This is a genomic window from Blautia sp. HCP3S3_H10_2, from assembly GCF_052122375.1.
Lineage (GTDB): Bacteria > Bacillota > Clostridia > Lachnospirales > Lachnospiraceae > Blautia_A.
On sequence record NZ_JBQKCL010000015.1, the window covers coordinates 17080 to 39087 of the forward strand.

The 22008-nt window shown below is 43.9% G+C and carries 21 protein-coding genes; 5 read left to right on the plus strand and 16 right to left on the minus strand.

Features of this window, described 5'->3' with window-relative positions; all coding sequences use genetic code 11:
* Positions 1–3: 3 nt before the first annotated feature.
* The 9 genes from ACTQWB_RS14865 to ACTQWB_RS14905 form a co-directional block, all read right to left on the minus strand.
* Positions 4–2073: a DNA topoisomerase gene (locus ACTQWB_RS14865; RefSeq protein ID WP_441502292.1), complete on the minus strand. Its 2070-nt coding sequence runs from the start codon at positions 2071–2073 to the stop codon at positions 4–6.
* 1 nt (position 2074) lies between these two features.
* Positions 2075–2830, minus strand: coding sequence for a formate/nitrite transporter family protein (locus tag ACTQWB_RS14870; protein ID WP_441502291.1), 756 nt, complete (start codon positions 2828–2830; stop codon positions 2075–2077).
* A gap of 88 nt (positions 2831–2918) precedes the next feature.
* Positions 2919–3995, minus strand: a complete 1077-nt coding sequence (selD, locus tag ACTQWB_RS14875) for a selenide, water dikinase SelD (protein ID WP_441502290.1) — start codon at positions 3993–3995, stop codon at positions 2919–2921.
* Positions 3996–4214: 219 nt separating this feature from the next.
* Positions 4215–5300, minus strand: a complete 1086-nt coding sequence (gene asd, locus ACTQWB_RS14880) for an aspartate-semialdehyde dehydrogenase (protein ID WP_441502289.1) — start codon at positions 5298–5300, stop codon at positions 4215–4217.
* A gap of 144 nt (positions 5301–5444) precedes the next feature.
* Positions 5445–6824 (minus strand): argininosuccinate lyase, encoded by a 1380-nt coding sequence (gene argH / locus ACTQWB_RS14885; protein WP_441502288.1) that lies wholly within the window; start codon positions 6822–6824, stop codon positions 5445–5447.
* A 167-nt stretch (positions 6825–6991) separates the two neighbouring features.
* Positions 6992–7627, minus strand: coding sequence for an epoxyqueuosine reductase QueH (locus ACTQWB_RS14890; RefSeq protein WP_441502287.1), 636 nt, complete (start codon positions 7625–7627; stop codon positions 6992–6994).
* Positions 7596–8477: a phosphatidylserine decarboxylase gene (locus ACTQWB_RS14895; protein WP_441502286.1), complete on the minus strand. Its 882-nt coding sequence runs from the start codon at positions 8475–8477 to the stop codon at positions 7596–7598. The genes ACTQWB_RS14890 and ACTQWB_RS14895 overlap by 32 nt, the downstream gene beginning before the upstream one ends.
* 9 nt (positions 8478–8486) lie before the next feature.
* Complete coding sequence (locus ACTQWB_RS14900) at positions 8487–9104, minus strand: CDP-alcohol phosphatidyltransferase family protein (protein ID WP_441502303.1); 618 nt, start codon at positions 9102–9104, stop codon at positions 8487–8489.
* 44 nt (positions 9105–9148) lie between these two features.
* Positions 9149–10183 (minus strand): lysylphosphatidylglycerol synthase transmembrane domain-containing protein, encoded by a 1035-nt coding sequence (locus ACTQWB_RS14905; RefSeq protein ID WP_441502285.1) that lies wholly within the window; start codon positions 10181–10183, stop codon positions 9149–9151.
* Positions 10184–10462: 279 nt separating this feature from the next.
* Here ACTQWB_RS14905 and ACTQWB_RS14910 point away from each other — a divergent pair, with 279 nt between their 5' ends.
* Entirely contained in the window at positions 10463–11230 is a 768-nt protein-coding gene (locus ACTQWB_RS14910) for an ABC transporter ATP-binding protein (RefSeq protein ID WP_441502284.1), read from the plus strand.
* Positions 11223–11954: an ABC transporter permease gene (locus tag ACTQWB_RS14915; protein ID WP_441502283.1), complete on the plus strand. Its 732-nt coding sequence runs from the start codon at positions 11223–11225 to the stop codon at positions 11952–11954. Before ACTQWB_RS14910 ends, ACTQWB_RS14915 begins: the two co-directional genes overlap by 8 nt.
* Before the next feature lie 174 nt (positions 11955–12128).
* On the opposite strand, the gene ACTQWB_RS14920 is transcribed toward ACTQWB_RS14915, so the two are convergent.
* The 7 genes from ACTQWB_RS14920 to ACTQWB_RS14950 form a co-directional block, all read right to left on the minus strand.
* Positions 12129–12629: a GNAT family N-acetyltransferase gene (locus ACTQWB_RS14920; RefSeq protein ID WP_441502282.1), complete on the minus strand. Its 501-nt coding sequence runs from the start codon at positions 12627–12629 to the stop codon at positions 12129–12131.
* Positions 12630–12862: 233 nt separating this feature from the next.
* A complete protein-coding gene (locus ACTQWB_RS14925; protein WP_441502281.1) occupies positions 12863–14470 on the minus strand; it encodes a recombinase family protein in 1608 nt (535 codons plus the stop codon).
* Positions 14467–14661, minus strand: coding sequence for a hypothetical protein (locus ACTQWB_RS14930; RefSeq protein WP_441502280.1), 195 nt, complete (start codon positions 14659–14661; stop codon positions 14467–14469). Before ACTQWB_RS14930 ends, ACTQWB_RS14925 begins: the two co-directional genes overlap by 4 nt.
* 141 nt (positions 14662–14802) lie before the next feature.
* Complete coding sequence (locus ACTQWB_RS14935) at positions 14803–15039, minus strand: hypothetical protein (RefSeq protein ID WP_441502279.1); 237 nt, start codon at positions 15037–15039, stop codon at positions 14803–14805.
* 59 nt (positions 15040–15098) lie between these two features.
* Positions 15099–16529 (minus strand): hypothetical protein, encoded by a 1431-nt coding sequence (locus ACTQWB_RS14940; protein WP_441502278.1) that lies wholly within the window; start codon positions 16527–16529, stop codon positions 15099–15101.
* 264 nt (positions 16530–16793) lie between these two features.
* On the minus strand, positions 16794–17516 hold the full coding sequence (locus ACTQWB_RS14945; RefSeq protein WP_441502277.1) for a hypothetical protein: 723 nt from the start codon (positions 17514–17516) through the stop codon (positions 16794–16796).
* Between the two features lie 79 nt (positions 17517–17595).
* Positions 17596–18360, minus strand: a complete 765-nt coding sequence (locus ACTQWB_RS14950; protein WP_441502276.1) for a DUF3825 domain-containing protein — start codon at positions 18358–18360, stop codon at positions 17596–17598.
* Positions 18361–18682: 322 nt separating this feature from the next.
* Here ACTQWB_RS14950 and ACTQWB_RS14955 point away from each other — a divergent pair, with 322 nt between their 5' ends.
* The 3 genes from ACTQWB_RS14955 (at position 18683) to rfbB (ending at position 22004) form a co-directional block, all read left to right on the plus strand.
* Positions 18683–19897: a MerR family transcriptional regulator gene (locus tag ACTQWB_RS14955; RefSeq protein ID WP_441502275.1), complete on the plus strand. Its 1215-nt coding sequence runs from the start codon at positions 18683–18685 to the stop codon at positions 19895–19897.
* A gap of 149 nt (positions 19898–20046) precedes the next feature.
* A complete protein-coding gene (gene rfbA / locus ACTQWB_RS14960) occupies positions 20047–20943 on the plus strand; it encodes a glucose-1-phosphate thymidylyltransferase RfbA (RefSeq protein WP_441502274.1) in 897 nt (298 codons plus the stop codon).
* Positions 20944–20984: 41 nt separating this feature from the next.
* Entirely contained in the window at positions 20985–22004 is a 1020-nt protein-coding gene (gene rfbB, locus ACTQWB_RS14965; protein WP_021926781.1) for a dTDP-glucose 4,6-dehydratase, read from the plus strand.
* Positions 22005–22008: the final 4 nt, after the last annotated feature.

The window sequence follows — 22008 nt, forward strand, 5'->3', positions numbered from 1 at the left end:
TTCTCACGCTTTACCGCCTTTTGATGCAGTGCCTGCTCTCACACCAGCCGTTTTCTCCGGTTTCTTATAATATTGTGCAGCCGCATCAAAAAACTGCCGCAACGCGTATTGAAAATTGCTGTCTTCTACCTGCTTGGTCCGAAGCCTTACAAAGCGTTCTAGTTTATCCATATATTCCTGCTCTGTAATAGATCCCTCTGCCACGTAGGTAAGTCCCTTCTCCCAGCTGGCGGTCAGCTCCGGATTCAGCAGCTGCCGTATGGAACAATTCACCACGTCGTAAATCATCTCTCCCTGAAGTGTGGGCGTAATCACCTGTGTTTTCTTATTCAGGGATAAATACCGTATATTAAATAGCTTCTTCAATATCTCAGCCCTGGTCGCACTGGTACCGATTCCACTTCCCTTGATCTGGGAGCGAAGATCCTCATCCTCGATCAACTGACCTGCATTCTCCATTGCCAGGATCATGGATCCGGAATTATACCGCTTCGGCGGGGATGTCTCCCCTTCCTTAATACCTAGACCAGTGATATTCAGTATATCACCCTTTTTCAGTTTCTGCAATGCAGCCAGTAACGCTTCATCACAGGAAACTTCACCTTCAGGATCTCCTTCAGAAGATTTCCCGGTATCTGCCATATTCTTTTTGGCAAAAGAATTGGACGCTATTTTCAGATATCCCTCACTTAATAAAACTTTAAATGAAGAAAAGAAAGCTTCATTCTGCATTTTCGTCACAAGGCTTACTTTCTGGTAAACAGCTGGCGGATAAAAAATGCTCAGGAAACGTCTTACGATCGTTTCATATACTCGCTGGGCAGTCAGTGAAAGTCCACGGAGCGCATTAAGTCCCTGACCAGTAGGAATGATCGCATAATGGTCCGTGATCTGTTTATCATTGGTATAACGGGTCTTTGCAATATTTTTATATGCCCCAAGTTCCAAGGCGCCCTGGGCAGCATCTCCGGCCTGGGCATAGTTCCGCAGCCCGGAAATGTTTTTATAGATTTCCTTGGCAACAGCGGTGGACAAAACCCTGGCATCTGTTCTTGGATAGGTAACCAGTTTTTTCTCATATAATTCCTGAACAATAGAAAGCGTCTCATCCGGGCTTATCTTGAACAGTTTGGAACAGACGTTCTGTAGCTCTGCCAGGTTAAATAAAAGAGGCGGATTCTTATTCTCCTTCTTCCGCTCTATCTTCTCTACCGTACAAGTCAGCGGCTGCTGTACACTTAAATCACTGATCAGCTTCTCTGCGTCTTCTTTTTTCTTAAAACCATTTTCTTTATATAAAACAGGGGACTGGAAATAACGGCTGCCCTCTACAGCTCTCCACTCTCCTTCAAAGTTTTCTCCCTCAAGAGCAATACTGCTCACCACTCTGTAAAATGGCGTTTTCACAAACGCACGTATTTCACGTTCCCGGCGGACTACCATCCCAAGCACACAGGTCATGACACGTCCAACGGAAATCGCCTGATATTTTCCTCCAAGATAATTGGTTACACTATTTCCATACCGTAAAGTCAATACACGGGAAAAATTTATTCCCATCAGATAATCTTCTTTTGCCCGCAAATAAGCAGCTGCGGCAAGATTATCATACTCAGAAATATCCTTTGCCTCGCGGATACCGCGGAGAATCTCTTCTTCCGTCTGGGAGTCAATCCACACACGTTTCTGTGTTTTGTCTTTCACTCCTGCCATCTGGGCTACCAGACGGTATATATATTCTCCTTCACGTCCGGAGTCGGTACACACATAAATGGTATCTATATCTGGCCTGTTGAGAAGCCCTTTCACAATCTGAAACTGTTTTTCTACACCAGGAATCACTTCGTATTTAAAATCACGCGGCAAAAAAGGCAGGGTATCTAAACTCCACCTTTTATACTTCATATCATATTTCTCGGGATAGCTCATGGTGACCAGATGTCCTACACACCAGGTCACCACGCAGGTATCTGACTCGATATAACCATCCCGTCTTGCACCGCCTGATTTCAAAGCTTTAGCAAATTCCTGGGCCACACTTGGCTTCTCGGCTATGTATAAAGCTTTTGACATATTATTTATCTGCACTCATCTTTCTTAATGGCCATGCCAGTAAAAGAGCACCTCCCACCATATTTCCAAGGGTAACGATCAACATACTCTTCAGCATGAGACCAATGGAAAGGCCATCTACCAGACCAAGGCTTACTACGAAAATTCCCATATTTGCAATGCAGTGCTCAAATCCGCTGAAAACGAATGCTGAAATACACATTACGATCATAAGGAACTTTCCGGTTTCACTTTTCAGCTTAATTCCGCAAAGCACACCCAGACATACAAAGAAATTACAAAGTACTGCCCGGAAAAACATCTGTCCCATCGGGATCGTCAGTTTGTTATTGATAAAGCCTGCGAAATAATCGCCAGTGCCAGACGCCCCTGCCCATACAAAGAACAGGCCAAAAATCAGACATCCGACAAAATTTCCAAGGTAGCTTACCAGCCATACCTTGCCTGCATCCCCCCAGGATACACTCTTATCGAAGGCGCCAAATGCCATTACCATATTATTGCCGGTAAACAGCTCACCGCCAACCAGGCTGATCAGAAGAACTGCAATGGAGAACACCATGGCTCCCAGGAATTTTCCCCATGCCGGATCTGATCCTGAAAATACACTTCCGATAACATTGCTGTAAATAACTGCCACATCGATAAAAAAGCCAGCCATTACAGCCCGAAGGAAGTACTTCAGGGAATTGCCGTTCAGCAGACCGATTTTGTTTTTGGCTGCGTTCGAAACCTTTTGCACATCTTCATAATTCATAAAAAACACCTCCACTTTGTTTTTACTCATTATAGCACTTTGATGTATTTTTCACAATAGAAAGTGATATTTTTTTATCAATTAGGAGTTATTTCACAAAAGCAAGGTGTTTCTTTTGTATATCTATTACACTTCCGATAACAGCACATGGGAGAGACAGGGATGACAATCGTCTAACTGCCTCTGTGGCATCCAAAGGATCTATACTCAGAAGAAGCCCTCCTGAGGTCTGTGGATCAAATAAAATATCCTCCCGTGCAGACAGCTCTACTATCACATCCTGGGTGCTTTCTGTATCCTTCCATGCAAACTCACAGGCTTCCTCTGCGAATTCCCGGTTACGGTATGCACCAGCCGGAAGAAATCCCATAGAAGCATAATCAAGTGCTCCCTTCATCACCGGAAGAGAACTAAGCGAAATACAAAAAGTCCTGTCACTTCCTCTGGCCATCTCAAGGGCATGTCCCGCAAGTCCGAAGCCAGTTACATCGGTGCAGGCATGAATCCGAAGATCTGCCACTTGATTCCTGGCATATTTATTCAGAGTTGACATTACCATAGCGGCATAGGCAGTTTCTTCTGCGGAAGCCATCTCCCCTTTTACCGCTGTAGAAAGGATTCCTGTTCCAAGTGGTTTCGTAAGGATCAGCACATCACCGGTTACCGCACCAACATTCTTCCACATATGCGCAGGATTCACAAATCCGGTAACACATAATCCATATTTCGGTTCATCATCCTGAATGGTATGACCTCCTGCAAGTGTGGCACCAGCCTCCAGCACTTTATCTGCGCCGCCCCGCAGAATCTCGCCCAGGATTTCCGGATCAAGGCAATTAGGAAATGCAGCAATGTTTAATGCAAGCTTCGGCTCTCCGCCCATGGCATATACGTCGCTTAATGCATTCGCTGCTGCGATCTGTCCAAAGGTATAAGGATCATCCACGATTGGCGTAAAGAAATCCACCGTCTGGATCATTGCCAGTTCATCTGCGATCCGATATACAGCCGCATCATCGGAAGACTCTGTCCCTACAAGTAAATTGTTATCATAAAACTTAGGCAACTTACCCAGAACCTGGGCAAGGGTCCCCGGACCAACTTTCGCTGCTCAGCCAGATGTATGGGAATACTTGGTTAAGCGGATCCGCTCTCTGTCACTCATAGATTCACCTCCTGCTCTTTCTCCTGGAATATTTCCTTGTGTCACTCATTGTAGCATGAATCATCTTTTCCGTAAACGGTCAGTTTTCAATTTTGGTCGTCTATCCAACCTATTCAGCAAATCGTCGTCTGGCCAAACGTCAGAAGGAAGAATGCTACCGTCTCCGACAACATTCCTCCTTCTAAAATAATCAGCTCTGCAGCCTGTTGTTTCTTCTAATTACTTTGCCTGGATATATCCCTGGGCCTTCAGTGTCTCTGCACAAAGCACAGCACCGCCAGCAGCGCCTCTTACCGTATTATGGGAAAGGCCAATAAATTTCCAGTCATAAACAGTGTCCTCACGAAGTCTTCCGATTGATACACCCATTCCATTTTCAAAGTTAACATCCTCTGTAATCTGTGGACGGTTATCCTCTTCAAGATACTGGATAAACTGCTTCGGTGCACTTGGAAGATTCAGCTCCTGCGGAATGCCCTTAAACTCTACAAGTGCTTTTACAAGCTGCTCTTTGGTTGGTTTCTTTCTAAATTTCACGAATGCAGCTGCTGTATGTCCATTCAGGATCGGCACACGGACACACTGGCATGTGATAACCGGCTCTTTTGCAGGAACGATCACACCATCCTCAACTTTACCCCAGATACGAAGTGGCTCTTTCTCACTCTTCTCTTCCTCACCACCGATATATGGAATAATATTGTGTTCCATTTCTGGCCAGTCCTTGAATGTTTTTCCGGCACCGGAAATTGCCTGGTATGTAGTGGCAACTACTTCATATGGTTCAAACTCTCTCCATGCAGTAAGAGCTGGTGCGTAGCTCTGAATAGAGCAGTTTGGTTTAACAGCGATAAAACCTCTCTTTGTTCCAAGACGTTCTTTCTGGTATTTGATCACTTCAAAATGCTCCGGATTGATCTCCGGGATTACCATCGGCACATCCGGGGTCCATCTGTGAGCACTGTTATTGGAAACAACCGGTGTCTCTGTCTTCGCATAAGCTTCCTCGATTGCTTTAATCTCATCCTTGGACATATCTACAGCAGAAAATACAAAGTCAACAGTGGACGCAACCTTCTCCACTTCATTAACATTCATAACCACAAGCTTCTTCACAGCTTCCGGCATTGGTGTATCCATTTTCCATCTGCCGCCAACAGCCTCTTCATATGTCTTTCCTGCACTTCTCGGGCTTGCCGCAACAGTTACGACCTCGAACCATGGATGGTTCTCTAACAGGGAAATAAATCTCTGACCTACCATTCCGGTAGCACCTAAAATACCGACTCTAAGTTTTTCACTCATAACAATTCTCCTCATTCTTTCCTCTGCGTACATGTGTATTTCTATGACATACTATAACAAGTATGTAAAAAATGCAAGTACTTTCTTAAATTTTATCAAATTAAAGTAATAAAATATCACTATTCAGAGACAATAACAATAAAATTAATTCTCTTCCAGATATTTTTTATTGCCTGCAATGACTTTTTCCATTACATCCGGCCCTGGTGCCCCAAGCGTAATTCGTTTTTCCACACAAGTCTTCATGCTGATCGCTTCATAAATATCCTTCTCAAACACCGGACTGATCTCTTTATATTCGTCAAGAGACAGCTCATCCAGGGAAATTCCCTTATCAATGCATTTCAGGACCAGCTGGCCTACAATTCCATGTGCATCACGGAATGGCACTCCATGGTTCACCAGATAATCTGCAGCGTCTGTTGCATTGGTAAATCCATTCTTGGCACTTGCTTCCATATTTGTTTTATTAAACTGCATAGTGGATACCATACCTGTAAACAGAGCCAGACATCCCTTCACTGTATCGATAGCATCAAATGTAAGCTCTTTATCCTCCTGCATATCCTTATTGTATGCAAGCGGGATTCCTTTCATGGTGGTCAGCATAGAAGTCAGCGCACCATATACACGTCCGGTCTTTCCTCTTACCAGCTCTGCAATATCCGGATTCTTCTTCTGTGGCATAATACTGCTTCCGGTGCTGTACGCGTCATCTATTTCCACAAAACGGTACTCATTGGAATTCCAGAGAATAATCTCTTCTGAAAAACGGCTGAGATGCATCATAATCGTAGAAAGTGCGGATAACAGCTCAATCACATAATCTCTGTCTGATACCGAATCCATACTATTTCTGGTCGGCTCATCAAAGTCCAGAAGCTGTGCCGTATACTCCCGGTCAAGGGGATAGGTAGTTCCTGCAAGAGCTCCTGCGCCAAGCGGGCAGGTATTCATCCTCTTACGGATATCAAAAAGGCGGCTTCTGTCCCGGCGGAACATTTCAAAATATGCACCTACATGATGTGCCAGGGTAACCGGCTGTGCCTTCTGAAGATGGGTAAAACCAGGCATATAAGTATGCACATTTTCCTCCATGATCTTCTGAAGTGCTTCAAGAAGAGATTTCACCTCCTGGTCAATGGCATCGATCTCATCTCGTACATAAAGCTTCATATCCAGCGCCACCTGGTCATTACGGCTTCTTCCTGTGTGGAGTTTCTTTCCCGGGTCTCCGATGCGGTCGATCAGGTTCGCCTCCACAAAGCTGTGAATATCTTCATACTCTGACGTAATCGCAAGCTTCCCTGCTTTCACATCGGCCAGAATACCTTCCAATCCCTCCAGGATCTGGTCGCGCTCTTCTTCGGTAAGGATTCCCTGCTTAGCAAGCATTTTCACATGAGCCTTGCTTCCACGGATATCCTGCTCATAAAATTTCTGATCAAATGAAATGGACGCATTAAAATTATAAACCAGTTTATCGGTTTCTTTGGTGAAACGTCCGCCCCAAAGCTGTGCCATATGTTTTTCCTCATTTCCTGCAAATTTTCCCAGAGTTCTCCTGTTTCATCTTCGAAATACCACGGTACTCTCTGATACTTTGCAAATTCTTTCTGACTTTACTACAATCAAGTGCTAGTTTAACACACTTTTTCCCAATTGCAAAGAGTATTTCCATAGGACTTTGGCTATTCCATGCTCTCCTGCTTCAATCTTTCCCGCCTGGAAAACACACATCCGCAATAATTCTGCCGGTATAATCCATATTCATGGGAAAGCTCAATAGAACGCTTATACCCGTTCTTTTTCTTAAAATCAGACGGCAGATGCTCCACCTTATAAATTCCGGCAAGTTCCTGTCCGATCTCGTTAATCTTTGCCGCATTTTTAAGAGGGCTGATGGAAAGAGTGGTGGTAAAATAATCATATCCGCCTTCCCTGGCTAATCTGGCTGCAGCTTCCATTCTGAGCCGGTAACATTTAAAACACCGCTCTCCGCCTTCCGGCACATCCTCCATTCCTCTGGCCATGGCATAAAAATCTTCTGGCCTGTACTCACCCTCTACCAGGGTTACCGGATGGAGAAACTTCATCTCACTGATCAGCCTGCGGATTTCTTCCACTCTTTTCTCATATTCCTCCTTAGGGGAAATATTGGGATTATAAAAAAACACTGTAATAGAAAAAAACCTGGAAAGATATTCCAGGACATAACTGCTGCATGGTGCACAGCAGGCATGAAGGAAAAGCCTTGGAACTTTCCCCTCTTTTTGCTGCTGCAAAATTAATTTTTCAAGCTCTTTTTGATAATTTAGATTTGCCAATTCTCTCACCCATTCTCACAATTGTTTCATATCCATTTTCTGAGTTTTCTATCAGATCTGCATCCAGTCTCACCTTTCCATTCTGGATCAGCAGTACAATGGTCGAACCTCCAAATTCAAAATAACCTTTTTCTGCGCCCTTCTTCACCTGGCAGGCATCCTGGTCCAGGTTGGTGATCTTTCCAACCATCATAGCTCCCACTTCCATCATGGTAATGGTGCCAAACTTTTCGGTCTTTAACAAACAGTATTCCCGCGTGTTCTCATGATAGATTGGATACACCTCGTTTGCAGCAGGATTGACTGTATGAAAAACCCCCGGAATTCTAACTGCCGGAGACTTCCAGCCATCTGCCACATAACAGTAATGATGGTAATCATCTACGGTCAGACGCAGGATCACAGCGTAACCGCCAAGATAATGTCCTGCCAGTTTCGGGTTACCAAGAAGCCGTTCTAAGGTATACGGTGTATCTTTTATAAAAAAGCGGGAATCGCTTCCGATTCTGCTCACTGTAACCTTTCCATCACACGGACTGACCAGTACGCTCTCATCCTCTGCCACAGGGCGCTGTCCTTCTTTTAATCTTCTGGTAAAAAAATCATTGTAAGAGTAAAACTTCTGCCTGGTACAGACAGACAGGTCAATACGGTTGTGTTCTACAAATCCTGGCACCATGAAGGCGGAAAGTCTGGTATTTAAAAACCAGCCCCCCAGCTTCGTAACAAACGGCTGGATAAGCACCTTCAGGCAAAGGCGGCCACCCCGGTCATTATAAAGATGGCGCAGGAATTTGTCCTGCCCATTATCTTCAATTGTTATATTTCCCTTTCTGTCTATATACTTCATAGTCTCTCCTTAAAGCAGATGGAACATCATGGAAAGTGCCAGGGCCACAAGTGCAACCATAAGGATCACCATGGGATTCTGCGGTTTTTTCACCTTGAAATCACTGATAAAAAGAACCCCGACTACTACCACAGCTACATGGATCACCATTAAGAAATTTTTTCCGCAGCCTCTGCGAAGCAGGTAAAGAAAAGGAAGGATAATTGCCATGGATGTAATCGGCAGCCCCTGATAATACTGCCGCAGCTCCGATGTCTCATTCTGTCTTTTTTCTTCCATTACGTTAAAATAAGCCAGACGGATCACAGACGCCACGCAGTACAGGCAGAGAATAATAACTCCAGGCACATGGTTCATTCCCAGGCAATAACAGATCATTGCCGGAAATACCCCAAAGCATACCACATCGCACAGGGAATCAATCTGAATTCCAAATTTTTTCTCATCTTCCGTGCGGTTCTTCTTCGTGCGGGCAATCTTCCCATCAAACATATCACAAAGTCCGGACAAGGCCAGACATAAAATCGCAACCTTAAAATCTCCTGCAAGTGCTCTCGTCATCCCAAAAACTGAAATGGCAAGGCTTATGTAAGTAAGCACCACCGTATAATCATAAAATCCAAGCATATCCTGTTTCTCCTTTTTCAAACGTTCTTCCTTCATAATCTTTGTTACATCCTTTGTATCTCTTCTTTTTTCCTTCCAATCGTCATATGTGCCACACAGGTCATCAACGCACTGATCATCATCTGTCCATAGTAGGAAATTCCGCGGCTCAGCAGCATGGATGGCAGCAACAGCCTGCCAAACACTGGCACAAACATCACCATATATAATGTCTCGCTGATTCCCATACCTCCCGGAAGAGGCAGCATATCCACTGACACGGAAATCACCGCCTGCAAAATAGTAATCGTCAGGAGTCCATACTCATGAAGTCCCAGGGCACGGTAAACCCAATAGGTCACCGTAAATAAAATACATCTCTGTATAAATGTGATCACAAAGACATTCAATATGATCCGCTTATGGCTTGCCCAGAATGCCGCTGTCGCATGGTACTGATCCATGGATGCTTCCAGCTTCTCAAGACGGGCTTTCTTCGGTTTCAGGATCCGTATGTGCTCAATTATTTTTAAGCCTTTTACCATGATCCATTTGGCAAGCCCCGGGGCAAACACCAGTATCATCATAAAGGTCACGCAGAACACATTTAATCCTACCCCCAGATAAAACACCCACATGTAATCCCCCAGATAGCCTCTGAGAAAATCTCCGCCAAAAAGGCAGACCAGCACACCGATCACCACCAGTACAGCCTTATATGTGATCGTAACGATCATCAGCACCAGCGTCGTAACCGGAATTGGCAATTTATCTTTTTTCATATAAAAGATCTGCATTGGCTGTCCGCCTGACGCAGATGGTGTAATGCAACTGAAAAAAAATCCGACGAAGGAGTATAATGCACAATGACTCATCTTCACACCAGCTCCAAGCGTCCTCATCATATAAAAAATGATAACCGATTCACCCAGGATAAAAAGCACCACACATATAAGGCTCAGGATCAGATATCTGCCATCTGCCTCCCTCGCAGTACTGATAATATCCCCAATATCCTTACCTCGAAAAACCAGATACATGGTAAGGCCGAAAACGATTACCAGAAATAACAGGTTGAAAACCGTTTGCTTTTTGCTCATATTAATATTTTCTTTCTCATAGATAATTGATTTGTATCTCCGCTACGCCCTCGTAGCGTAATCTATCTGTGCTACGCCCAGACGGGAACCGCGAACTCCGCTTCGCTTCGTTTGCGTAGCGTAATCTATCTGTGCTACGCCCAGACGGGAACCGCGAACTCCGCTTCGCTTCGTTTGCGTAGCGTAATCTATCTGTGCTACGCCCAGATAGATTACTTCATTATAGCATACCCCTACTTAAAAGCATATCATAAATTATACTAAAATGGAGGTTTTATTATGAATCCGCTTTTGGAAGTAAAGGATGTCAGCCTTTCTTATCATAGCCTTTCCGGGGAAACGGCTGCCCTTTCCCATATATCCTTTGAGCTTATGCCGGAAGAATTCCTTGCTATCGTAGGACCCTCCGGCTGTGGAAAGTCTACTTTGCTAAATCTTATCAGTGGACTATTGGATGCTGAGCAAGGTACCATTCTTATGGATGGGAAACCGCTTTGCAAAGGCAGCACACGCATTGGTTATATGCTGCAAAAAGACCATCTTCTGGAATGGCGCAGTATATACCGGAATATTCTTCTGGGACTGGAAATACGAAAGGAACTTACCAGCCAGAATCTTGCTTATGCAGATGAAATGCTAAAGCTCTATGAACTGGACAAATTCAAAAACTGTCGTCCAAGCCAGCTTTCCGGTGGTATGCGCCAACGCGCCGCCCTGATCCGCACCCTGGTCTTAAGACCTGAGCTTCTCCTTCTCGACGAGCCATTCTCAGCTCTTGATTACCAGACACGGCTGAATGTAAGCGATGACATTGGAAAAATCCTGAAAAAGCAAAGGAAGCCAGCCATTCTGGTCACGCATGACATTTCCGAAGCCATCAGCATGGCTGACCGGGTACTGATTCTTTCCAGACGGCCTGCTACTGTATTAAAAATCGTGCCTATAAATCTGGATATAAAAGACCGCACACCTCTTACCTCAAGAAATGATCCTGCTTTCAAAACCTACTTCAATCTCATCTGGAAGGAGCTGAATCAGAATGCATGAACCCTCTCATGCCCAAAAAGCATATCTGCTCCGTCAGAAAAAGGACCGTTACCTTGTCATAAGTGCAAGGCTTCTGGTCTTTCTTATTTTTCTGGCGCAATGGGAGATCCTGTCACGCCTCCACTGGATCGACTCCTTTATTTTCAGCAGTCCATCCATGCTTCTGGAAACCTTTGTGAAAATGGCAAAAGACCAGTCTTTATTTATTCACATTGGTGCCACATTAAAAGAAACGCTCCTTAGCTTTTTCTTTGTGATCCTGCTTGGGCTTGGCATTTCCATCCTGCTATGGGGATGCCCAAGGCTTGCAAAAGTACTGGAGCCTTATCTGGTAGTCCTGAACAGTCTTCCAAAATCTGCACTGGCCCCGCTTCTCATCGTGTGGCTTGGCGCACGCCAGCGCACCATCATCGTAGCTGGTATGTCAGTGGCTATTTTCGGTTCTATTTTGAACCTGTACACAGGCTTCAAAGAGATACCTCCTGAAAAGCTGAAGCTGATCCGTACACTTGGGGGTGGAAAAAAGGATGAATTATTAAAAATTGTCCTGCCTGCTTCCATTCCCATGATTCTGGCAAACATGAAGGTAAACATCGGGCTTTGCCTTGTAGGTGTCATCATCGGGGAGTTCATCGGTGCAAGACAAGGGCTTGGATATCTAATCATATATGGCAGTCAGACATTCCTGTGTGCACACGTTCTGATATTTTTCCATTTTTCTTAAACCCAGAAAGTTTATTTGCCAAAAGCTCTGTTACAGCATGTGGCTTTTGTATTTTCACATAACCAGTGATCCGCTTTCCAATTCTCTATAACGAAGCAGTCTTTTTCTACACTTCAAAAAAGGAAATAGATTTCAAAAATAAATTCAAAGTAATTTGACGTTAACTGCTTAATTCTATTTAAGCCACTCTTCCAAACAGTCAAACGCAATCCGCTTTGCACCTCTTTCCAGATAGATCGTCCCACATTTTCTGAACCCAAATTTCTTCAACGCTCCCTGCATAGGCTTGTTATCCTCATGGGTATCAATGCGCAGATAGCCGCTTCTTTCCATTCCATAGGAAAAAGCTGCCTTCGTCACGCCCCTGACCGTTCCATCAGAAGCCACTCTGTGAATAACACCGTATGGTGTCTGGTCACTATGCCAGTTTCCATTCTCGATCACTCTGTATGTGGGATCTTCCCCTATAAAAAATACAAAGGTTCCTGCAATTTTTCCATTTTCCTCACATACATAGGAAATCCCCCGCTTTACATCATTTTCTACCGTAGATACTTCCGGATAGCGGTCTTCCCACTGGTTCGGGTTTCCATTCTTTTTCATAAATTCCCTTGCAATCTTATATAAACCAAGAATCTGCGGCAGATCCTTTTCCTGTGATTTCCTGATATTCATAAAATAGTTCCTTTCTGACAAAAGATTTGATCTTTTATATCATATCACATGAAAACAAAATACCGCAATAATTCATTTTCCCCATGGCAGAAAAGACTTAAATTGTTACTGTTCACTCCGTTCACAGCAACACGCTTCGCGATGCACAGAAATCATGCTTTCGCATGATTTCGCGCCGCAACTCTCGGGTTTTCTGTGACCTTCGGTCACAAAAAACACCTCGCCGAATGCTTTCAGCGAACAGTAACATTAAGTTCATAGCATTTTCCCCAAATTTCCAGATACTCAGGAAAAACCATGATCTTATCCTCATCTTTTAGCATGCATAACACCATCGCCCTGGAAACAATATCTCTCTTCCCCAAAAATTCTTCCATTTCCAGCAATCTTTCTTCTACCAGCCTGCCATCTGGCTTCAGATGGCTGCTGTTTTTTCCTGCGGCCATTCTGCTTATTTCTTCGTTGTATTTTTTCTGCAAAAGCTTCTGTTTTTCCCGAAACTGCTGTTCTTCCACAATTCCTTCCAGATATTTATCAAGCAGGAGCTTTTGCTGGCTTTCTATTTTTTTCAAGAGAATGGACGATGTTTCCCTGTCTTTCTTTTCTTCTTCCGCAAAGCATTCATGGACCAGCTTTTGCATTGCAGTTTTTAATGAATTTTCCCAGGCAGACAGGGAATCTGGGAAAAAGATTTTATACAGTATGAAAAAAAGCAGCTTTTCTTCCAGATGGATATTTTCACATCCCCCTGTTTTTCCTGACTTTTTTCTCCCTTGTTCCAGATAAGTCCTGCACTTCCATTCATAAACCCGATCACATTTTCTTTTTCTTGTGGTCCGGTAAAAGGGAGCCCCACATAAGCCGCAGACCAGATGGTTACTGAGAACATGTTTTCCCTTATTTTTTCCCATACCTGCCAGATATTTTATAGTAATTTCAGGAACATTCTGATTTGCCTGGGCTTTCCATTCAACGTTTTTCCTGTTATCAGCTCTCTCCTTCTTTATTTTTCTGTTATCAATTTCTCTGTTTGCTTTTTCCCATAAGTTCTCTGAGACGATTGCCGGAATTCTGTTTTCGTATATGTAAAGCTGATCCTTTTCGTTTTTCACCGTCATTTTGGTGTCAAAATCATAGTGTTTCCGATTCATTACCACTGTGCCTTTATTAATAGGATTACGGATCATACGACGAATATCTGAATCTGAAAAAAATTTTCCATTTCGCTTACACAACCCGCTTTCCCGCAAAATCCGGGCAATGGTTCTGCTCCCATAACCGGCAGCACAAAGCTCATACATCTGTCTTTTTATCTTTGCTTCATTTTCAATGATGGCAAAGCTTTTGTCTGGCAGTTTCCGGTATCCATATGTATTTGATGTCAGCATCAGGGCACTTCCTGTCTTCTGTCTGTTTCTGTGGGCATTGTTGATTTTTCTGCTCAACTCCCTGCTGTATTCCTCTGCCAGAATTGCCTTGATTCCGGTAAGCAGAGCGTCATCCGTACTATAAAAACGATTTTCCAGATATAGATACAGCCTCTTTTTGCAGATTACAAGCCGGTCAATAAAAATATACCATTCTCTGGTATTGCGCATCAGTCTGTCCTGTGATTTTATTACAACCACATCGAACTGATCACTCTCAAGATCCGCAAAAAGTCTCTGATACTCCGTTCTTCCTTTGATGCTGGTTCCAGACCTGCTTTCAATATATTCATCTGCCAGAAACCAGTTCAAGCGGCGGACGCATTCTCTTGCTTCCGCCGCCTGTCTTACCAGAGCATCTCTCTGACACGCTTCTTCCGTACTGCACCTGCAGTAGATAACCGCCCGGATCATAAGGTGTCACCGTATTTTTCTATTTTTCTTTTCAGATTTAAACATTCCACTTCTGTAATCAGCTTCTCATCACAGAGAATCTCTGCCATTTTTTCCAGAATCTCTTTTTTCGTGATCCCCAAATGATTTTTCCGGCTGTATATAGGATTTTCTTCCATAGAATCTGGCTGCGCTCCAAACACTTCTTCCATATCATTCTCCGGTTTTCACGCCTTATTCTACTATATGCCGTTATCCTGCATAATGATACCCAGGATAAAACTCCCTAAAACGTTTTATGCCTGTACTATAAAGTGTTTGAACTCAGGGTCTGCAAAAGGAACGTCAGGTCATCAATTCAGCGGCGGCTTATCCAGCATGTGCCATTCCCACTCCGGGTCAATCACCGGATCTGCACTTTCCATTACCGCACAGTCCTTATCACAGCCATCTACGGCACAGCTGCATGCCATTCCGGCTTTCTCCATGTGCCCCGGCACGCCCTCGTAACGCACACACCAAAGCCCCCGGTAATGTGTTCTTTTGCACAAACCGTATTCATATTCGTATTTTACTGTTTTTTCTGCCATTTTGCCATCCTCCAACCGACATTTGCTATATTATTTCACAGTCTATATTGTTCCACAAGCTATAACCTATTTCCCCACAGAATATTTCTTCCGTTTTCATATGCACATTCCATGGCAAGTCTCAGGGAAGGCTTTTTTGTCATTGGATCTTCAATTCCCACAGACAGACGGTATCCCTCTTTCAGAAGATTTTTTATCTCATCCGTGTCCAGAACAGTTCTGGTGACAACCTGGATCTTTGGCAAAACAGAGGTCAACAGCATATCAATTTCTTTTTTCTCGATAATCTCACCTTCTGGTTGAAGAGTCTCCTGATACAACTGGCGCATAAATAAAAATTTTTCCTGTATCAGTTTATTTTTTCCCATGATAAATTCTGTATTTTCTTTATTTTTTCTCCGGACATAACCGCACACAGCACCTGTTGTGAAATAAAAGATAAAAGGGATCCAGTTCGATGGCTCATAGAACAGGGTATACCAGTTATTCCCTTCTGCCGCATATGCCCCCAGAAGAGAAACTGATTCGGCAGCAGCAGCGGCAATTCCATAATTCAGGCCATACAGGCTTCCAAATATCACAATAAATACAACACGCAGATCGATCATCTTAAACTGGGCCTGACTTTTTAGTACATCCAGTTTTCCAGGTTTTATCCCTCTGGCTTCCTGGTATTGCCCATACAGCTCTGACAGCTCCTCTGTCATGGATATTACCGGGAACCAGCCATATCGCTGCCGTATTACCGGATCCTTTCTGGTTATATTTTCCTGCACTGCTGTATTTTCATATATAAGCTGTACATGGGGCTCTAATTTCTCCAATTTTTCCCCGAAATCCCAGACCGTGTCCTTAAATACTGCTGGAACCTCAAGAATCTTTTCGTTCTCATTCCAGTTGTCGTACAACTTATATAAAAGCCTTGCCAGATCCATGCCGCAAAGAAAAAACAGCTGCTGGTCTTTTCCCTCTTTAAAGGTGATTTTTCCATTTTCCTGTATTTCAGAAAAAACTTTATAAATATAGTCTTTTTCATAAACAGCCGAATATAAATATGGCATTCTTACGATTTTCAGCTGAAGACCATACATCCTGGCATAGCTTAGGCACAAATCTTCTGCACTGCGAACCAATAGTGTCTTCCCGGTAGGCTTGTCAAACAATGCCTCCGGACCGGTCAGATATAGAATATGGCAGTCTTCTTTGTTTTTGCAGTATTGCAGGATTTTCCGTATGGTTTCCGCTTCTCCCTCCGCTTCCCCATGAAAAGTCAGATAATTTGAAAAATATACCACGGCCTCAAATTCATATGTCCGGAAAATATCCGCAAGCTCCTGTTCTGTTTCTGAAAACGGTCTGGATATAATTCCCTTTTTCCGTAAGGTCTTCAGTTTTTTATTTCCAAGCACCATAACCTTGGATTCCGGAAAAGCTTCTTCCAGAAATTCATTTGTAATATAACTGGTATTCCCGGTCATTAAAACTCTCATAACTTTTTCCCAACTTTCCCTAAAAAATCTCTATCAGAATGTGTCACCGCTTCTTCAAGCTTACCTGGGTCTTAATGTCCATTGTGATCCTATGTATCATTGCAATGTTTCTATATGGCATTCTTGCTTTTGTTGAAAAACATGTAATTGCCAGGAATTCCTAAAACATGAGCAAAAGGCAGAGAATGTGCGTTTTTGTAAAAACACATCCCCTGCCTTCTTTTATAAGCAAAAGCTCCTTCACCCCTGAAAACCTCTTGCTGGTTATAGCTCATTTGCAAGTGCCGTTAACCACTTTACAGCATTTTCCACATTTTCCGAATTGGCCAGAATGCCTATCTTGACCGGCTCATAGGCAACTTCAAGCTCATCTGCCAGCTGGGCAGAAGAAATACTGATGCTGTATTTGTCCTCCTGGTTCCCGAATGCTTCATAAACATCCTCTGGTAAAAGCTGGGTCAGATCTGTAAAATATTCCTCTTTATTCTCAAAGCTGTCCATATAAGCCTCGGAACCGATCAGTACATCCACGGCCCTGGCTGCCACCTTGGTGGTAAACGCCATCTGACTGTAACTTTCCAGCGCTACCCCGTCATCACCTGTACGAAGACTCTCATCTACCGTAACAACCTGGTAAGGATCCTCCTCAATTCCCAGATCTTTCTCCACCTGATTCTCGGCTTCCTCTTGTTTCATCCCATAGGAGTCGATCACCATAACCGTAAGTGCCGTTTTGATCTTGGAATTCTGGTAAAGATCCCTCGCAAAAAAGATAATGGCGATCACCGCCACCACAGCTGCCATCTGCGGCTTATAATATGCCCAGATATATTGAAGCTTACCACCCAGCCCCATACTGGACAGCTTCATTTTCTCAAGCTGGCGTTTTTCCTTTTTCGTCAGGTCAGATTCGTGCTTGAACCGGATGTCATTTTCATCTATTTCCGGTGCTTTATCCTGTTTTTCCTCTTTTAATTCGATTCTCATGCCTTCTCCTGCGTTTCCTCTTTTGTGAAATAGATTGTAACACGTTTTTTTCTTTTTGAACAGACCCTACAAAATAAAGTCACAGTTCTTTCACACTTGGCATATCTGCCCGCAGCCAGCTTCCATCCAGTCTTGCCAGAAGTCTGGCGTTGTGATAGGCCATCCGAAGTGTCAGACAGGTCCTGCCCAGATACTTTGTCCCATCAGGAGTTTTCATACAGGCCAGGGCAAGATCCGGAACCCCTGGGTTTTGAAGACAGATTGGAATCAAGAGCTGAATGGAATGATTGTAATACTGCGGTATGGCCGCCTTATAATCAGCCTCCAGGATTCTCCTGGTCTGCTGGAGCGCCCCATCAAAAAGCTGTACACGCATCCCATTCTCCCGCACTGCACTTGGCAGCCTTTGCACATTGTCATCATCATCAAAAATATGTTCATACTGGGGTACTACAGGCAATTTTGTGTCAAATACCAGATCGGATGGATTTTCCACATAGCTTGCTCTTGGCGGCAGATCCCTGATTTTAATTTTCAAAAGTGAATAATCGGTATAAAACCCTTCCAGATACCATTTCTGCCTGTCTGGCACAATATTCGGTATAAAATAGGCATAAATCGGCTGATAATACTGATTAAAGAGTCCTGTGTGAAACAGTGCATATTCTTTTTCTTCTGTAACTTTACCTTCCTCATACAGCCTGCGGAACGTATTTTCCAGATATCCTTTCAGGATTCCATAATCTTCGGAATCTCCAAAGCTCCACTTCTCCGGCGATATCCTGGCCAGATTCTGGATCTGGCGGTTATAGTTTCCACAGTAGGTAAAATCAAATAGATTCATATTAACCTCCTGTCCATTTTTCTTTTCCTCTTTACATTTTATTGTGGAAAAAACCTGACAGAACTGTCAGTTTCAAGAATTATTATCTGGTCCTGCTGACCCTGGTTAAAGCTTAGCACAGCCGTAATAAAAGCACAAGAAAAAGAGTTCGTTTTATTACGACAAAATCTGCCCACACTTCCGTTTTTTCCCAAGTACAAAAACTGCCAATATAAATTTCCCATTGCACCAGAAGCCGGACTTTTTTATAATTATGTTGTAACTATTCAAATTCATAACTGATTAAGAGCTGAAATTTCCTTTTCAGCCCGGGAGGTATTTTTTGAAAAAAGACGGCTACTATTCATCCGGCCAGTTTGCCCGGATGGCCGGGGTAACCCTTCGCACCATCCGCTATTATGACCAGCATGATATCCTGAAACCCTCTTTTGTCTCCGAAGCCGGAGCAAGATTTTATACAGATACGGATTTTGCAAGACTTCAGCAGATCCTGCTTCTGAAATACCTTGGTTTTTCTCTGGAGGATATCCGGGAAATGACCATTGAGGATCCCGACAGCCATTTTATGCAGAATGCACTGAACGTCCAGTTAAAATTGGTACAGGACCGGATCGAGCAGATGCAGCTTGTGGAAAAGACATTAAAAGACACAGCCCAGGCCATTTCCCAGGAACATACGGTAGACTGGAGCCGTATGCTGGATCTGATTCACCTGACTGTCATGGAAAAAAGTCTGAAAAACCAGTACCAGAACGCATCCAATATTTCTTCCAGGATTAACCTGCACAGTCTTTATTCCGTAAACCAAAAGGGCTGGTTTCCCTGGATCTATGAACAATGCCAGATCAAAGAAGGAATGCATATTCTGGAGCTTGGCTGCGGTGACGGTGCGCTGTGGACCCAGAATATTTCCAGGCTTCCCCAAGATGTGCACATCACACTCTCCGACATTTCAGAGGGGATGCTCCGTGACGCAAGACGTGCCATCGGAGGAGAAGATTCCCGTTTTTCCTTTAAACCTTTTGACTGTCATACCATTCCTTCAAACCTTGGAACCTTTGATCTTGTGATTGCCAACCATGTTCTTTTTTATTGTGAAGATATTGGAAAAGTCTGCCAGAATGTCACAAAAGTCCTGAAACCAGGCGGCCGTTTTCTCTGCAGCACCTATGGATCCAGGCATATGCGGGAGATCAGTCTTCTGGTCCAGTCTTTTGATGAACGGATCGCTCTTTCTGCCGACAGGCTATATGAACGGTTCGGCAGGGAAAACGGAGCCGGCATTCTTTCCCCCTATTTTCAGCAGATTACCTGGAAAGCATATGAAGATGAGCTGATCGTCACAGACGCGGAGCCGCTGATTTCCTATATTCTATCCTGTCACGGCAATCAGAACCAGTACCTGCCAGACCGCTATAAAGACTTTCGCACCCTTGTTAAGAAAAAAACGGAAAATGGTTTCCATATTACCAAAGATGCAGGCGTATTTCTTTGTGAAAAAGTAACAAATCTGAATGAATTTCAAAAAAGCCCTTGAAGGTAACGTAAGGTCACCTTTTATAATATATTTACAGACACAGGTCAGGGAATTAAATGCTGCGTCTTTTCTTACATGATTCTATTGGCAGCATATACGAACGACGGATTTATCCCTGGCATTATCAAACCAAAAGGAGACACAACATTATGAAGGGAATTATTTTAGCCGGTGGATCCGGTACCAGACTTTACCCGTTGACCATGGTTACCTCCAAGCAGCTGCTTCCAATTTATGATAAACCAATGATCTATTATCCCATGTCCGTTCTGATGAACGCTGGGATCCGTGATATCCTGATCATTTCCACACCACAGGATACCCCACGTTTCAAGGAGCTTCTTGGTGACGGACATCAGTTCGGCGTTTCACTTACCTATGCTATCCAGCCAAGCCCGGACGGACTTGCACAGGCCTTTATCATTGGCGAAGAGTTCATTGGAAACGACACCGTTGCCATGGTTCTTGGCGATAATATTTTCGCAGGACATGGCCTTAAGAAACGTCTGAAAGCAGCTGTTGAGAATGCAAGTACTGGAAAAGGAGCTACTGTATTTGGCTATTATGTAGACGATCCGGAGCGTTTCGGTATCGTAGAATTTGACCAGGATGGAAAAGCCGTTTCCATCGAGGAGAAACCTGCAAAGCCTAAGAGCAATTACTGTGTAACCGGACTTTACTTCTATGACAATAAAGTTGTAGAATATGCAAAGAACTTAAAGCCAAGTGCCCGCGGTGAGCTTGAGATCACAGATCTGAACCGCATTTACCTGGAAAAAGGACAGTTAAATGTAGAGCTTCTCGGCCAGGGCTTCACATGGCTGGATACCGGTACACATGAGAGCCTTGTTGACGCTACCAACTTTGTAAAAACGGTTGAAACCCATCAGCACCGTAAGATTGCCTGCCTTGAGGAAATCGCTTACTTAAATGGCTGGATTTCCAAAGAAGAGGTTATGGAAGTTTACAACGTGCTGAAGAAAAATCAGTATGGCCAGTATCTGAAGGACGTACTGGACGGCAAATATATGGATGTACTTCACTAAACAGTTACCAGAATCTATAGAAATCAAAGGAGAATCATACCATGAATATTATTGTTACCGGCGGTGCCGGATTTATCGGAAGCAACTTTATTTTCCACATGTTAAAAAAATACCCGGATTACCGTATCATCTGCCTGGACTGCCTTACCTATGCAGGTAACCTTTCCACTCTGGCACCGGTTATGGATAACCCGAACTTCCGTTTTGTAAAAGAAAGCATCACTGACCGCGAAGCTGTTTACAAGCTTTTCGAGGAAGAGCATCCGGATATGGTTGTAAACTTCGCAGCAGAAAGTCACGTTGACCGTTCCATCGAAAACCCGGAGGTTTTCCTGAACACAAACATCATCGGTACTGCTGTTCTCATGGACGCATGCCGCAAATACGGAATTAAACGTTATCATCAGGTTTCCACAGATGAGGTTTACGGTGACCTGCCACTCGACCGGCCAGACCTGTTCTTCACAGAGGAAACCCCGATTCACACCAGCAGCCCATACAGCTCATCCAAAGCATCTGCTGACCTTCTGGTACTTGCTTACCACAGGACCTACGGTCTGCCAGTATCCATCAGCCGCTGCTCCAACAACTATGGTCCATATCATTTCCCGGAAAAACTGATTCCGCTTATGATCGCAAATGCATTAAACGACAAACCTCTTCCAGTTTATGGAAAAGGTGAAAATGTCCGTGACTGGCTCTATGTAGAAGATCACTGCCGCGCAATTGACCTGATCATCCACAAAGGACGTGTCGGCGAAGTTTATAACGTAGGTGGACACAACGAGATGAAAAATATTGATATCGTTAAGATCATCTGCAAAGAACTTGGCAAGCCAGAAAGCCTGATCACCTATGTAACAGACCGTAAAGGACATGACATGCGTTATGCCATCGACCCGACCAAGATCCACAACGAGCTCGGCTGGCTTCCGGAAACCAAATTCGCAGATGGTATCAAGAAGACCATCCAGTGGTACCTGGACAATAAGGAATGGTGGGAAACCATTATCTCCGGCGAATATCAGAATTATTACGAAAAAATGTACGGCAACCGCTAAGGAG

What these genes read in the sequence shown, in the direction of transcription:
- ACTQWB_RS14865 (WP_441502292.1), bottom strand. Translation starts at nt 2,073, where the DNA reads ATGTCAAAAGCTTTATACATAGCCGAGAAGCCAAGTGTGGCCCAGGAA.
- ACTQWB_RS14870 (WP_441502291.1), bottom strand. Translation starts at nt 2,830, where the DNA reads ATGAATTATGAAGATGTGCAAAAGGTTTCGAACGCAGCCAAAAACAAA.
- asd (WP_441502289.1), bottom strand. Translation starts at nt 5,300, where the DNA reads ATGAGTGAAAAACTTAGAGTCGGTATTTTAGGTGCTACCGGAATGGTA.
- argH (WP_441502288.1), bottom strand. Translation starts at nt 6,824, where the DNA reads ATGGCACAGCTTTGGGGCGGACGTTTCACCAAAGAAACCGATAAACTG.
- ACTQWB_RS14895 (WP_441502286.1), bottom strand. Translation starts at nt 8,477, where the DNA reads ATGAAGTATATAGACAGAAAGGGAAATATAACAATTGAAGATAATGGG.
- ACTQWB_RS14900 (WP_441502303.1), bottom strand. Translation starts at nt 9,104, where the DNA reads ATGCTTGGATTTTATGATTATACGGTGGTGCTTACTTACATAAGCCTT.
- ACTQWB_RS14905 (WP_441502285.1), bottom strand. Translation starts at nt 10,183, where the DNA reads ATGAGCAAAAAGCAAACGGTTTTCAACCTGTTATTTCTGGTAATCGTT.
- ACTQWB_RS14910 (WP_441502284.1), top strand. Translation starts at nt 10,463, where the DNA reads ATGAATCCGCTTTTGGAAGTAAAGGATGTCAGCCTTTCTTATCATAGC.
- ACTQWB_RS14915 (WP_441502283.1), top strand. Translation starts at nt 11,223, where the DNA reads ATGCATGAACCCTCTCATGCCCAAAAAGCATATCTGCTCCGTCAGAAA.
- ACTQWB_RS14920 (WP_441502282.1), bottom strand. Translation starts at nt 12,629, where the DNA reads ATGAATATCAGGAAATCACAGGAAAAGGATCTGCCGCAGATTCTTGGT.
- ACTQWB_RS14925 (WP_441502281.1), bottom strand. Translation starts at nt 14,470, where the DNA reads ATGATCCGGGCGGTTATCTACTGCAGGTGCAGTACGGAAGAAGCGTGT.
- ACTQWB_RS14930 (WP_441502280.1), bottom strand. Translation starts at nt 14,661, where the DNA reads ATGGAAGAAGTGTTTGGAGCGCAGCCAGATTCTATGGAAGAAAATCCT.
- ACTQWB_RS14935 (WP_441502279.1), bottom strand. Translation starts at nt 15,039, where the DNA reads ATGGCAGAAAAAACAGTAAAATACGAATATGAATACGGTTTGTGCAAA.
- ACTQWB_RS14940 (WP_441502278.1), bottom strand. Translation starts at nt 16,529, where the DNA reads ATGAGAGTTTTAATGACCGGGAATACCAGTTATATTACAAATGAATTT.
- ACTQWB_RS14945 (WP_441502277.1), bottom strand. Translation starts at nt 17,516, where the DNA reads ATGAGAATCGAATTAAAAGAGGAAAAACAGGATAAAGCACCGGAAATA.
- ACTQWB_RS14950 (WP_441502276.1), bottom strand. Translation starts at nt 18,360, where the DNA reads ATGAATCTATTTGATTTTACCTACTGTGGAAACTATAACCGCCAGATC.
- rfbA (WP_441502274.1), top strand. Translation starts at nt 20,047, where the DNA reads ATGAAGGGAATTATTTTAGCCGGTGGATCCGGTACCAGACTTTACCCG.
- rfbB (WP_021926781.1), top strand. Translation starts at nt 20,985, where the DNA reads ATGAATATTATTGTTACCGGCGGTGCCGGATTTATCGGAAGCAACTTT.